The following is a 12,755-nucleotide window of genomic DNA, read 5'->3' on the forward strand; positions in this document are numbered from 1 at the left end:
CCGAGCGAATGCCCGGCCCGCGCCGCCGCGAAGGCCGCGCCCGGCGTCAGATCGAGCAACAGCGTCCCGTCCACGAGCACGGCGGTGGCAGCCCGAGCATCCACCCCGAGCGACACGGCACAGGCCGCACAAGGACAGTCGAGGCGGGGGAGCCCCGCGGGAGCACCGGTGCCGAGCAGAGTCAGTTCCACAGGTCGATTTTCTCCGGTCACTGATGGACACGCGCGGCCGATACCCACCCAGGGGCGCGGGGAACTGCGCGATCAGCCCCCACCGGCCCGCAGACAACGAATCTTGCGTAACTTGATCACGGCTAACCCAGCGGAGCGCATAGGCTTCTGCTCTGCATGCGCTGAGACCTTGGAGGCGTACATGGCGGCATGGACGTGGCGGTTCGAGAAGTCCGACGGGACCGAGGTCGAACCCGCGGTCCCGCCGGAGGAGTGGACCACGCAGGGGGACGCGGAGTCCTGGCTCGGCGAGGTGTGGAAGGAACTCGTCGCGGGCGGCGCGGACCAGGTGTTCCTCTTCGAGGACGGCACACAGATCTACGGGCCGATGAGCCTGCACGCCGAGAACGCGTAACACGGCGAGGGGCGGCCGGAGCAATACCGGCCGCCCCACCTCACTGCTCGCCCAGCGTCACGTCGACCTTCTTCGACGCACCGTTGCGCGTGTACGTCACCGTCGTCCGCTGCCCCGGTTCGTCGGACGCCAGCGCCTCCGACAGCGAGGTGATCGTGCTGATCCCCGTGTCACCGAGCTTCGTGATGATGTCGCCGGCCCGGACACCGGCCTTGTCCGCGGCCCCGCCGCTCTTCACCGCGACCACTGCCACCCCGGCGGCCTGGTAGCTGTCGTCGACGACCGTACGGCCGGTGATGCCGAGCGCGGCCCGCCCCGAGTCGGTCACCTTGCCGTCCTTGACGATCTGGCCGGCGACCGTCTTCACCATCGAGGACGGGATCGCGAACCCGATACCGGGCGCGGCACCGCCCCCGAGGTTCGGGTCGGTCGCCGCGAGCGTCGGGATCCCGATGACCTGCCCGTCGAGGTCGACCAGCGCGCCCCCGCTGTTGCCGGGGTTGATCGCGGCCGAGGTCTGCACCATGTTGGCGATGGTCGCGCCCGTACCCCCGCCGCTGCTGCCCTCGCTGACGGTCCGTCCGGTCGCCGACACGATGCCCTGCGTCACGCTGGACGACAGTCCCAGCGGTGAGCCCATGGCGAGGACGATCTGCCCCACCTCGACCTTGGCGGAGTCGGCGAAGGTCGCCGCCTTCAGCCCGTCCGGCACCTTGTCCAGTTTGACGACGGCCAGGTCCTGCTCGGGATACGAGTAGACCAGCTTGGCGGTGAGCACGTCCTCGCTGTTCGCGGTGGTCACCTTGAAGGTCTTCTCGTCCCCGACCACGTGCGCGTTGGTGACGATGTGCCCCTGGTTGTCATAGACGACGCCCGACCCCAGATCACTGCTGGCCTGGATCTGCACGACCGACGGCAGAACCTCCTTGATGACCTTCTGGTAGTCGCTCTGCAGGTCGTCGCCGGCCATCGGCACGGCGGCCTCGGCGGCCTGCGTGGTCGAGCCGTCCTTCTTCGACGAGGACGACGAGGACGACGAGGACGACGAGGACCCGGAGCCGGCACATCCGGCGACCAGCGCGAGCGAGCAGACGAGGAGAGCCATGGGCCGAAGGGCACCGGTACGAGCACGGGTACGGGGAGAGTCCATACGCCGAGTGTCTCTTTAGGGTGAATATCCGGCTTGTACTGCTGACCCGAACGGGCCCTTCGCCGTGGGCGCGCGATCAGCCCCGCACGCCGCACAGATGCAGCAGCGCGGCCACCGCCCGGTACGGATCCGTCCGCCCGGCCCGCTCCTCGGCGGCCAGCAGCGGTTCCACGTCCGCCGGGATCTCGACCCCTTCCGGAGCCGTGTCGGTGAAGACCCGCACGCCGTACCAGGCCTGCAGCGGCGCCCCGATCCCCGCCAGGGTCGCCGTCAGGGTGGCCAGCCGGTCCGCCCGCACATCCAGGCCCAGCCGGTTGCGGTACGCGGTCGAGTCGAACGCGGTCAGCGCGGTCGCCCAGTCCCAGGACAGCCCGGACCGCATCGCCAGCGCGTCGGCGTTCCGCACGAGAAGGGACAGCAGCCCGCCCGGCGCCAGCATCCGGGCAAGACCCGCGAGCAGCGGATCGGGCTCGGACACGTACATGAGTACGCCATGACAGAGCACGACGTCGAAGCTGCCCGGCAGGAAGTGCACGCCCGTGTCCCGGCCGTCACCCTCGATGATCCGCACCCGCTCCCGGATGCCCTCCGGCTCGCAGGACAGCGCCGCACGGGCCGCGGCGATCATCTTCGGTTCCTGTTCGAGCCCGGTCACCTGATGCCCGGCCCGGGCCAGCCGCAGCGCCTGCGTACCCTGCCCCATCCCGACGTCGAGCACCCGCAGCCGCTGCCCGACCGGATACCGGCCGGCTATCTGCTCGTCGAGCTGCCGGGCCACCAGCTCCTGTCGTACGACATCCCGCAGCCCGCCCAGCCTGCTCAGCCAGGCATCCACCGCGCCCCCGGAGAAGGATTCCGCGCTCAGGGCCGCTCTCCGCGCTTGACCTGCGGCTTCGGCAGCCGGAGTCGACGCATCTGGAGGGAGCGCATCAGTGAGTACCAGACCGTGCCCTTCGTGTCCTGGCCCGGGAAGCGCTCGGCGAGCCGCTTGCGCAGCCGGAACACGTTCAAGATCGTGTCGACCACGATCAGGATGATGATCACGAGCCACAGCAGCAGCGCGATGTTCTGCAGCGCGGGCACCTGCACCACGCTGAGCACGAGGATCACCACGGCCATCGGCAGGAAGAACTCGGCGACGTTGAAGCGCGAGTCGATGTAGTCACGCGCGAACTTGCGGATCGGGCCTCTGTCGCGGAGCGGCAGATCCCGCTCGTTGCCGCGGCCGGCCAGCGCCTGGCGCTGCCTGTCCATCTGCACACGCCGCTCGTCGCGCTGGCGCTTGGAGGCGTCCTTGCGCGTCGTCGAAGTGTTGGCGACGCTGCGGCGCTGAGTCTGCGACTCACTGCGCTTGGGCGTCGGCCGACCCTTCGGGGCCTGAGGGTCTCGGGGCTGCTTGGAGTCGGTCAGCGGCACCTTGTCGGTGGGCGCTGCCTGCTCTTCCTTGGAACGGCTACGGAACACAAAACCCAAGGGTAAGGGGTGAATGGGGTTGGACCCCAGTCCGGTGGGGAACGATCCGGCAACACCAGTCGTCTGTAGGGGGACAAGGGGGACGCCGCACACGGTCGACTCCGGGGTGTTACCCGGGGAACACCTACTCCTTACGCCGGAGCGGGACCGTGGGCAGTCGTCCTTGGGGATGAGCGCATCAGTCCCCGAACAGTGCGGTAATGGATGCAGGGCCCGTACTGTTGGTCCTGTTGTAGTCGCTGGAGCTGGAGTCCGTCAGAAGGGGGCGCGCGAAGCCCATGAGCGGTGTCATGAAGCGTATGGGGATGATCTTCCGCGCGAAGGCGAACAAGGCCCTTGACCGGGCCGAGGACCCGCGCGAAACCCTCGATTACTCGTACCAGAAGCAGCTGGAGCTGCTTCAGAAGGTGCGCCGGGGTGTGGCCGACGTCGCCACCTCCCGCAAGCGTCTGGAGCTCCAGCTCAACCAGCTGCAGTCGCAGTCCTCGAAGCTGGAGGACCAGGGCCGCAAGGCGCTCGCCCTCGGCCGTGAGGACCTGGCCCGCGAGGCGCTCTCGCGCCGGGCCGCGCTCCAGCAGCAGGTGACCGACCTGGAGACGCAGCACACCACCCTCCAGGGCGAGGAGGAGAAGCTCACCCTCGCGGCCCAGCGCCTCCAGGCCAAGGTGGACGCCTTCCGTACGAAGAAGGAGACCATCAAGGCCACGTACACGGCGGCCCAGGCACAGACCCGGATCGGCGAGGCCTTCAGCGGCATCTCCGAGGAGATGGGCGATGTCGGGCTTGCCATCCAGCGCGCCGAGGACAAGACCCAGCAGCTCCAGGCCCGCGCCGGCGCCATCGACGAACTGCTCGCCTCCGGAGCCCTGGACGACCCGACAGGCATGGCCAAGGACGACATCCAGGCCGAGCTGGAACGACTGTCGGGTGGTACGGATGTAGAGCTGGAACTCCAGCGCATGAAGGCGGAGCTGGCCGGCGGTTCGTCGTCGCAGCAGGCGATCGAGGGCGGCAAGGACCAGTCCCAGTCGCAGTCCCCGGCCCAGCCGCAGGACACTCCGCGCTTCGACAAGCAGTAGGCCCACGCCTGAGGAGGGCGACATGATCGTACGGATCATGGGGGAGGGGCAGGTGAGGCTGGCCGACGGCCACCTCACCGAGCTGAACAAGCTGGACGACGTACTCCTGAGGGAAGTGCAGAACAACGACGGCCCGGCCTTCCGCGAGACCCTCCAGGCCCTCCTGGCCAAGGTCCGCGAACTGGGCGAGCCGCTCCCGGACGACTCCCTGGAGCCGTCCGAGCTGATCCTCCCGGCCGAGGACGCGACCCTGGAGGAGGTCCGGGACCTGCTGAGCGACGACGGCTTGATCCCGGGGTGAGAGCTTTCTCCGGGGTTCCTTCTTGACCAAGGTCGGCATTAGTCAGCCCGTCCGGCGTTTGAGGACGAGGCCCCTTCAGGGCCGAACGGGGGCCTGGGGGCGGAGCCCCCAGAGACGCCCGCACCGACACCCCGCACAAGTACAGGCAACGTACAGCTGACCCCCGTTCCGCCCCCGCCAGGGACCCCGTACCGTTGCCAGAATGAGCGCTTTCGACCGAGCCCGCTGCCAAGCGAAGGCGCACCCCTGCGCGCTGGACGCGGTCCTCGCCGCCGCGGTGCTCGTGTGCATGGTCGCCGGGTCGTTCGTGGACCCGCACGGCGGGCACGGCGTCAGCTGGGGCATCCGCACCCCCGACCCCCTCAGCCTGGTCCTCATGGCGGTCGGCGCCGCCGCACTCGTCTTCCGCCGCCGCGCGCCGATGCTGGTCCTCGCCGTCACCGGCACCGCCTCCCTCGTCGAGAGCGTCACCAGCGACCCCCGCGCCCCGGTCGCGATGTGTGCCGTGGTCGCCCTGTTCACCGTCGCCGTCACCACCGACCGTTCGACCACCTGGCGTGTGGGCCTGCTCACGATGACCGTGCTGACCGGCGCCGCGATGCTCGGCGGCCCCCTCCCGTGGTACGCGCAGGAGAACCTCGGCATCTTCGCCTGGACCGGCATGGCCGCCGCCGCCGGAGACGCCGTACGCAGCCGCAAGGAGTTCGTGCACGCCATCCGCGAGCGCGCCGAACGGGCCGAACGCACCCGCGAGGAGGAGGCCCGCCGCCGCGTCGCCGAGGAACGCCTGCGCATCGCCCGCGACCTGCACGACGTGGTCGCCCACCACATCGCCCTGGTCAACGTCCAGGCCGGAGTCGCCGCGCACGTCATGGACAAGCGCCCCGACCAGGCCAAGGAAGCCCTCGCCCACGTACGCGAGGCCAGCCGCTCCGCGCTCAACGAACTCCGCGCCACCGTCGGCCTGTTGCGCCAGTCCGGAGACCCCGAGGCCCCCACCGAACCGGCCCCGGGACTCGACCGCCTCGAAGAACTCGCCGGCACCTTCCGCAACGCGGGCCTCCATGTCGAGGTGGCCCGCGCCGACAACGGCACCACCCTCCCCGCCGCCGTCGACCTGGCCGCCTACCGCGTCATCCAGGAGGCCCTCACCAACGTGCAGAAGCACGCCGGTACGGAGGCGAAGGCCGAGGTGAGTGTCGTACGCGTGGGCCCGAACGTGGAGGTCACCGTCCTCGACAACGGCTCCGGCGAGGACCAGGACCCCGACTCCGGCGGCGGCCATGGCCTGCTCGGCATGCGCGAGCGCGTCACCGCCCTGCGCGGCACCCTCACCACCGGTCCCCGGTACGGAGGCGGCTTCCGCGTCCATGCGATCCTGCCGGTCAAGACCCGCCCACGCGCTTCGGGGGACCCTGCATGACGACGATCCGTGTCCTGCTCGCCGACGACCAGGCCCTGCTGCGCAGCGCCTTCCGCGTACTCGTCGACTCCGAGCCCGACATGGAGGTCGTGGGGGAGGCCGCGGACGGCGCGGAGGCCGTACGGCTGGCCAGGGCGGAACGGGCCGACGTCGTACTCATGGACATCCGGATGCCCGGCACCGACGGCCTCGCCGCCACCCGCATGATCAGCGCCGACCCGTCCCTCGCCCACGTCCGCGTGGTGATACTGACGACCTTCGAGGTCGACGACTACGTGGTGCAGTCACTGCGCGCGGGCGCCTCCGGCTTCCTCGGCAAGGGCTCCGAGCCCGAGGAACTCCTCAGCGCGATCAGGGTCGCCGCGGCCGGCGAGGCACTGCTGTCTCCCGTGGCGACCAAGGGCCTGATCGCCCGCTTCCTCGCCCAGGGCGACCTGGACGAGGACCGCGACCCGGCCCGCGCCGAACGCCTCGAAGCCCTCACCGTGCGCGAACGCGAGGTCCTCGTCCAGGTCGCCGGCGGCCACTCCAACGACGAGATCGCCGAACGCCTGGAGGTCAGCCCCCTGACGGTGAAGACCCACGTCAACCGCGCCATGGCCAAACTCGGCGCCCGCGACCGGGCCCAACTCGTCGTCATCGCCTACGAGTCGGGCCTGGTCCGGCCACGGGTGGAGTAGTACTCCGGACGTACGGGGCTACGGCAGCGCCAGCATCCGCTCCAGCGCCAGTTTGGCGAACGCCTCCGTCTCCTTGTCCACCTCGATGCGGTTGACGAGGTTGCCCTCGGCGAGGGACTCCAGGGTCCAGACCAGGTGGGGGAGGTCGATGCGGTTCATCGTCGAGCAGAAGCAGACCGTCTTGTCGAGGAAGACGATCTCCTTGCCCTCGGGAGCGAAACGGTTCGCGAGCCGTCGTACGAGATTCAGCTCGGTGCCGATGGCCCACTTCGAACCGGCCGGGGCCGCCTCAAGTGCCTTGATGATGTACTCCGTTGACCCGACGTAGTCCGCCGCGGCCACGACCTCGTTCTTGCACTCGGGGTGCACCAGGACGTTGACACCCGGGATCCGGGCCCGCACGTCCTCCACCGACTCCAGCGAGAAGCGGCCGTGCACCGAGCAGTGGCCGCGCCACAGGATCATCTTCGCGGCCCTCAACTGGTCAACGGTGAGGCCCCCGTTGGGCTTGTGCGGGTTGTAGAGGACGCAGTCCTCCAGGCTCATGCCGAGGTCGCGGACCGCCGTGTTGCGGCCGAGGTGCTGGTCGGGCAGGAACAGCACCTGCTCGCCCTGCTCGAAGGCCCACTCCAGGGCGCGCTGCGCGTTCGACGAGGTGCAGATCGTGCCACCGTGCTTGCCCGTGAACGCCTTGATGTCCGCGGACGAGTTCATGTACGACACGGGCACGACCCGCTCGGCTATGCCGGCCTCGGTCAGCGCGTCCCAGCACTCGGCGACCTGCTCGGCGGTGGCCATGTCGGCCATCGAGCAGCCGGCCGCGAGGTCCGGCAGGAAGACCTTCTGGTCGTCGCCGGTCAGGATGTCCGCGGACTCCGCCATGAAGTGCACACCGCAGAACACGATGTACTCGGCCTCGGGGCGCGCGGCGGCGTCCCGGGCCAGCTTGAAGGAGTCGCCCGTGACGTCGGCGAACTGGATGACCTCGTCGCGCTGGTAGTGGTGGCCGAGCACGAAGACCTTGTCGCCGAGCTTCTCCTTGGCCGCGCGGGCCCGCTCGACCAGGTCCGGGTCGGACGGCGAGGGCAGGTCGCCGGGGCACTCGACACCGCGCTCGCTCCTCGGGTCGGCCTCACGGCCGAGCAGCAGCAGGGCGAGGGGCGTCGGCTGAACGTCGAGCTCCTGGGTCTGGGCGGTGGTCACGACACGCACCCTTTCTGTTCTGACGGACAAGCCTTTTCGTCGAATTGACATTATCTATCATAACTGCTTCACGTCAGTTTGACGATGCCCATAACGTCGATGTGACATCAATCCCGGAACGCGCACAGTGAGGGACCTTGCGGGGGTGTGCGAGCATGGAGAGAGGTGCCGGGGGAAAGACACCGGGCGTGGCCCGGAATGAATCCACGGCCCCGGCGGTTGACATCGTCGGCAAGCAGTCTCCGTACAACCCGGGAGAGATGTAGATGTCCGTATCGGACGAGACCAGCACCGTCACCGACGGCATCCTTCTGTCCGACGCCGCCGCGGCGAAGGTCAAGGCCCTGCTCGACCAGGAAGGCCGGGAAGACCTGGCCCTGCGCGTCGCCGTCCAGCCCGGTGGCTGCTCCGGCCTGCGCTACCAGCTCTTCTTCGACGAGCGCTCCCTCGACGGCGATGTCGTCAAGGACTTCGGCGGCGTCAAGGTGGTCACGGACCGCATGAGCGCCCCGTACCTGGGTGGCGCCTCCATCGACTTCGTCGACACCATCGAGAAGCAGGGCTTCACGATCGACAACCCGAACGCGACGGGCTCCTGCGCCTGCGGCGACTCGTTCAGCTAAGCCGGCCGAGCCCCACAGGGCGGTTGAGTACGGCGAAGGCGGCGGCCCCCTCCGACAGGGCCGCCGCCTTCGGGCTTTTCCGGTGCCCGCTCCGATGCCGGCAAGGGCCGGCTACCGGGCCAGCGAGGGTCCCGCGCCCGCCGTCGGCTGCGTGACCTTCTCCACGGGGAGCGCCTTGCCGTCCGAGCCCACGACCTTCCGGTCGCCGAGCGGCGCCTTCAACTCCACGGTCTGGTGGTAGAACTTGGCGATCATGATGCAGACCTTGTCCGGCCAGGGCGTCTCGGTCACCGTGACCGTCACCTTGTCCGAACTCTCCACGGCCGTCGCCTTGTAGTCCGCGCACACCCCGCCGGTGAAGGTCACGGTGAGGCTCTTCCCGTCGGCCGAGTAGCCGTCCGCCTTCACATCGTGCGGAGTCGCGCCGGCCGTCGAAGTCGGCGTCGGAGTGGGCGTGTTGGCCGAGGCCAGATACTTCGGATCGATCGCCGGGTACGTCACCGTGAAGCTGTCCTGCCCACCCGACTGCCGCACCTCGAACAACCAGGACGGCACCAGCGTCTGCTTCCCGCTCACGGAGTGCGTGGCCAGCCCGAACACCGCGTGCTCGACGGTGGCCGAAGCCTGCGTGGGCGTGGCGGAGATGTCGGTCGACGAACCGCAGGGCGCCTCCAGCCGGTCCTTCAGCGGTACGGGGCTGGCGCAGCCGCCGATACCCATACGGTGGGTCGTCCCCGGCGCCGCGTTCAACAGGGCCAGCGTCTTCTGCGCACTCAGCACCGGATAGACGTCACCCTTCACCGGCGCCGCCAACTGCCCGCTCCCGCCGACGACTTCACCCTGGGCGCTGACGGTCAGCCCGGTCGTCCAGCCGTGTGTGGGCAGCCCACCGACCACCGGTTCGGCGTTCACCACCCGCTGCGCGCCCATGAGTTGACTCGCGTCCACCTTCGCGTCGTCCTGGCCGACGGCCTTGAGGATCGGGGCGGCGGCCTTCTTCGCGACCACGACACTCACCGGGTCGGTGGCCGAAGTGCCGGGATCCTGCACGCACTTGATGGTGCTGGCGCAGTCGTCGGTGCCGGGTGCGTAGCGGTTGAACGTCCACAGGCCCGGCGCCGCCTTGTTCACCTGGAGACTCGGCCCGCTGCCGTCCTGCCCGCCGACCTTCCAGTACTGGCCCTCGGCCACCGGTGTCCCCACGACACCGAGCGCCTTCGCGAGCCGGGCGACATCGTCCTTGGCGACTTGGCCCTGCGGCGAGTAGACGGCCGCGGACCCCGGCCCACCGGGCAGGCTGCCCGCCGCCCGGTACGTCTCGCCGTACGGGTTCGGCTCACCGGACGCGATTCCGTTCGTACCGCCGGTCGCGTATCCGTCGAGCGCGAGCGGCGGGGGAGTGCCGTCGGCACCGGACGCCGCGGATCCCGTCCCGTCCCCCGAACCTCCGGAAGCTGACGACGACGCGAGGTACGCCCCGCCACCCCCGACGAGCAGCACGGCAGCGGCGACGGAGGCGATGACGAGCGGGGACCGGGACCTGGATCGCGCCGGGTGCCCGTCGTCGGTGTGGTCCGCATGGTCGTGCGGGTGGGCGGCTTCGGAGGCTTCCGGCTGGTCGGCCTGCACCTCGGACGTCACCGGGTCGAGCTGTTCCGAGGAGTCGGCTTCCACGTCGGATGCCTCGGGCTCTGTCTCCTCGGGCCCTGTCCCATCCGATCGGTCGGCCACTTCGGAAACGGCGGCTTCCTCGGTGCCATCGACCTCGGGCCCCTCCACGGCACCCTTCGTTCCAGCGGCGTCCCCCACGCCCGGCACATCATCTGAGGCGCCGGTCGCGTCCTCGTTGTCGGGTCGCTCGGTGTTCACCGCATCGCTCCTTCGGCTGCGCAACTGTCCCATGACCCTGACCAGCCCCTGTCAAACAGGCAGGCAGAAAGGTCGTATCCCGCATCCCCTTTACGGGGGACAGCGATGGGACGCAGCGGGGGAGCGCACGGTTCCCCCGAGAGCGCCGATCGAGCCGACGAGCTCCGGACTCAGTCGCCGTATTCCCCCATCGCGTCCAGCAGCCGGGCGGACTTCGACGGCACCGACACGCCGTGGATGAGTGACGGGGACACCGGAAGGGAAACGATCCGGTCGGGAACCGCCCAGTGGGGAGCCATCCGGGCGCAGTCGCCGCGCAGCGCCGCCAGATCCGCCTCACCTTCACCTTCGAGGTGGACCGGGGGGACCGGAACGGGACCGTCGACTTCGAGGTTCGTCATAGCGGCACCGTAGGCACGCTTTACCTCGCGAAGAAAGATCTACTATCGGGTAGTTTTGGCCGCTTCAGAGCCGCCGCGCCGACCGGGTAGCGTGAAGTGTCAACGCAGCCTCCCTCAGGAGAGTCCTCGCCGTGCGCATCGCAGTCACCGGCTCCATCGCCACCGACCACCTCATGACCTTCCCCGGCCGCTTCGCCGACCAACTGGTCGCGGACCAGCTGCACACGGTGTCGCTCTCCTTCCTGGTCGACAACCTCGACGTACGCCGGGGCGGCGTCGGAGCCAACATCGCCTTCGGCATGGGCCAGCTCGGCACCAAGCCGATCCTGGTCGGCGCCGCGGGCTCCGACTTCGCCGAGTACCGCGACTGGCTCGACCGGCACGGCGTCGACACCGACTCGGTCCGTATCTCGGAGACGCTGCACACCGCCCGCTTCGTGTGCACGACCGACTCCGACCACAACCAGATCGGCTCCTTCTACACCGGCGCCATGAGCGAGGCCCGCCAGATCGAGCTGAAGACCGTCGCCGACCGCGTGGGCGGTCTCGACCTGGTCCTGATCGGCGCCGACGACCCCGAGGCGATGCTCCGCCACACGGAGGAGTGCCGTACCCGGTCCATCCCCTTCGCCGCCGACTTCTCCCAGCAGATCGCGCGCATGGAGGGCGACGACATCCGCATCCTGCTGGAGGGTTCGGCGTACCTCTTCTCGAACGAGTACGAGAAGGGCCTCATCGAGTCCAAGACCGGCTGGAGCGACGAGGAGATCCTGGCGAAGGTCGGCACCCGCGTCACCACCCTCGGCTCGCGCGGCGTCCGCATCGAGCGCGTCGGCGAGGACCCGATCGAGGTGGGCTGCGCGGAGGAGGAGCGCAAGGCCGACCCCACGGGTGTCGGCGACGCCTTCCGCGCGGGGTTCCTCTCGGGGCTGGCGTGGGGTGTCTCCCTGGAGCGTGCGGCGCAGGTCGGCTGCATGCTGGCGACTCTCGTCATCGAGACGGTGGGTACGCAGGAGTACCAGGTGTTCCGCGGGCACTTCATGGAGCGGTTCACGAAGGCGTACGGGGATGACGCGGCCGTGGAGGTCCGTAAGCACCTGGGCTGAGCTGATTGGTCGTCTGCGGGCGCGTGGGGGCTGGTCGCGCAGTTCCCCGCGCCCCTTCAGGGGCGCGTTAGCTGGTCCGGCGGATTACGTACGCCGGGCCTTCCTCCTCGCCCACGTACTCCTGCCCCCGCATCTCGCACCACGCCGGGATGTCCAGCCGGGCCGCCTCGTCGTCGGACAGGACGCGGATCGTGCCGCCGACAGGTACATCGCCGATGACCTTGGCCAGCTCGATGACCGGGATCGGGCAGCGCTTCCCGAGGGTGTCGACGATGAGCGAGTCCCTTTCTACGACAGCCACCGGCGCCCCCGCCCCCAGCTTCTCCCGCACCCCCGCCACCGCCCCCGGCAGCACGGCGAGGAAACGCTCGACGTCCTCCTCCGTCGTCCCTGGCGGCAACGACACCCGCACATTCCCCTCACTCAGCACCCCCATCGCCTTCAGCACATGGCTGGGCGTCAGCGTGCTGCTCGTGCAGGACGATCCGGACGAGACGGAGAAACCGGCGCGGTCCAGTTCGTGCAGGAGGGTCTCTCCATCGACATAGAGACAGGAGAAGGTGACGATCCCGGGCAGCCGCCGCATCGGATCGCCGACCACGTCCACGTCCGGCACCGACCGCGGTACCCGTGCCCGGATCCGCTCCGTCAGCTCCCGTAGCCGTAGCGCCTCCTCGGCCGCCGCCGTGCGGACCGCGCGCAGGGAGGCCGCCGCGGCCACGACGGCCGGGATGTTCTCGAACCCGGGGGAGCGCCCCGACTCCCGTTCGTCCACGGGGCCTTGGGCCGCGAACCGCACACCCTTGCGCACCGCCAGCAGCCCGACCCCGGCCGGTCCGCCCCACTTGTGCGCGCTGGCCAC

Annotated in this window: 14 protein-coding genes and 1 pseudogene; 7 read left to right on the forward strand and 8 right to left on the reverse strand. The window is 69.7% G+C overall.

The features are described 5' to 3' along the window. Nucleotides 1–191 (reverse strand): annotated as a pseudogene (locus R6V09_RS31505) (bifunctional adenosylcobinamide kinase/adenosylcobinamide-phosphate guanylyltransferase); the annotation flags it as partial. A gap of 181 nt (nucleotides 192–372) precedes the next feature. Between R6V09_RS31505 and R6V09_RS31510 the strand changes: the two are divergent. Further along, on the forward strand, nucleotides 373–585 hold the full coding sequence (locus tag R6V09_RS31510) for a hypothetical protein (RefSeq protein WP_262062970.1): 213 nt from the start codon (nucleotides 373–375) through the stop codon (nucleotides 583–585). Nucleotides 586–625: 40 nt separating this feature from the next. Here R6V09_RS31510 and R6V09_RS31515 read toward each other — a convergent pair whose 3' ends face one another. From R6V09_RS31515 to R6V09_RS31525, 3 genes are all read right to left on the reverse strand, one after another. Further along, complete coding sequence (locus R6V09_RS31515) at nucleotides 626–1,690, reverse strand: S1C family serine protease (RefSeq protein WP_442810188.1); 1,065 nt, start codon at nucleotides 1,688–1,690, stop codon at nucleotides 626–628. Between the two features lie 121 nt (nucleotides 1,691–1,811). Continuing rightward, nucleotides 1,812–2,513: a class I SAM-dependent methyltransferase gene (locus R6V09_RS31520; protein ID WP_317884873.1), complete on the reverse strand. Its 702-nt coding sequence runs from the start codon at nucleotides 2,511–2,513 to the stop codon at nucleotides 1,812–1,814. Between the two features lie 83 nt (nucleotides 2,514–2,596). After that, entirely contained in the window at nucleotides 2,597–3,199 is a 603-nt protein-coding gene (locus R6V09_RS31525; protein WP_317884863.1) for a DUF3043 domain-containing protein, read from the reverse strand. Between the two features lie 287 nt (nucleotides 3,200–3,486). Between R6V09_RS31525 and R6V09_RS31530 the strand changes: the two genes are divergently transcribed. From R6V09_RS31530 to R6V09_RS31545, 4 genes are all read left to right on the forward strand, one after another. Beyond that, nucleotides 3,487–4,287, forward strand: coding sequence for a PspA/IM30 family protein (locus R6V09_RS31530; RefSeq protein WP_317884864.1), 801 nt, complete (start codon nucleotides 3,487–3,489; stop codon nucleotides 4,285–4,287). 22 nt (nucleotides 4,288–4,309) lie between these two features. Beyond that, entirely contained in the window at nucleotides 4,310–4,588 is a 279-nt protein-coding gene (gene pspAA / locus R6V09_RS31535; protein WP_317884865.1) for a PspA-associated protein PspAA, read from the forward strand. A 202-nt stretch (nucleotides 4,589–4,790) separates the two neighbouring features. Beyond that, a complete protein-coding gene (locus R6V09_RS31540; RefSeq protein ID WP_317884866.1) occupies nucleotides 4,791–6,011 on the forward strand; it encodes a sensor histidine kinase in 1,221 nt (406 codons plus the stop codon). Beyond that, a complete protein-coding gene (locus R6V09_RS31545; RefSeq protein WP_317884867.1) occupies nucleotides 6,008–6,691 on the forward strand; it encodes a response regulator transcription factor in 684 nt (227 codons plus the stop codon). Before R6V09_RS31540 ends, R6V09_RS31545 begins: the two co-directional genes overlap by 4 nt. A gap of 18 nt (nucleotides 6,692–6,709) precedes the next feature. Here the strand turns inward: R6V09_RS31545 and nadA are convergent, their stop codons facing one another. After that, the gene (gene nadA, locus R6V09_RS31550) at nucleotides 6,710–7,894 is read right to left on the reverse strand and encodes a quinolinate synthase NadA (protein ID WP_317884868.1); all 1,185 of its coding nucleotides are present in this window, start codon (nucleotides 7,892–7,894) and stop codon (nucleotides 6,710–6,712) included. Between the two features lie 266 nt (nucleotides 7,895–8,160). Between nadA and R6V09_RS31555 the strand changes: the two genes are divergently transcribed. After that, nucleotides 8,161–8,517 carry an iron-sulfur cluster assembly accessory protein gene (locus R6V09_RS31555; RefSeq protein ID WP_019065032.1) on the forward strand — a complete coding sequence of 119 codons (357 nt, stop codon included), beginning with the start codon at nucleotides 8,161–8,163 and terminating at the stop codon, nucleotides 8,515–8,517. Between the two features lie 111 nt (nucleotides 8,518–8,628). Here R6V09_RS31555 and R6V09_RS31560 read toward each other — a convergent pair whose 3' ends face one another. Both R6V09_RS31560 and R6V09_RS31565 read right to left on the reverse strand, forming a co-directional pair. Further along, nucleotides 8,629–10,386 (reverse strand): hypothetical protein, encoded by a 1,758-nt coding sequence (locus tag R6V09_RS31560; protein ID WP_317884869.1) that lies wholly within the window; start codon nucleotides 10,384–10,386, stop codon nucleotides 8,629–8,631. A 170-nt stretch (nucleotides 10,387–10,556) separates the two neighbouring features. After that, nucleotides 10,557–10,787 carry a hypothetical protein gene (locus R6V09_RS31565; protein WP_317884870.1) on the reverse strand — a complete coding sequence of 77 codons (231 nt, stop codon included), beginning with the start codon at nucleotides 10,785–10,787 and terminating at the stop codon, nucleotides 10,557–10,559. 131 nt (nucleotides 10,788–10,918) lie between these two features. Between R6V09_RS31565 and R6V09_RS31570 the strand changes: the two genes are divergently transcribed. Next, nucleotides 10,919–11,893 (forward strand): carbohydrate kinase family protein, encoded by a 975-nt coding sequence (locus tag R6V09_RS31570; RefSeq protein WP_317884871.1) that lies wholly within the window; start codon nucleotides 10,919–10,921, stop codon nucleotides 11,891–11,893. 67 nt (nucleotides 11,894–11,960) lie between these two features. On the opposite strand, the gene R6V09_RS31575 is transcribed toward R6V09_RS31570, so the two are convergent. Then, on the reverse strand, nucleotides 11,961–12,755 hold a 795-nt coding region (locus tag R6V09_RS31575; protein ID WP_317884872.1), incomplete at its 5' end, for an aminotransferase class V-fold PLP-dependent enzyme.

It is taken from the genome of Streptomyces sp. W16 (assembly GCF_033194735.1).
In the GTDB taxonomy this organism is placed as follows: Bacteria; Actinomycetota; Actinomycetes; order Streptomycetales; family Streptomycetaceae; genus Streptomyces.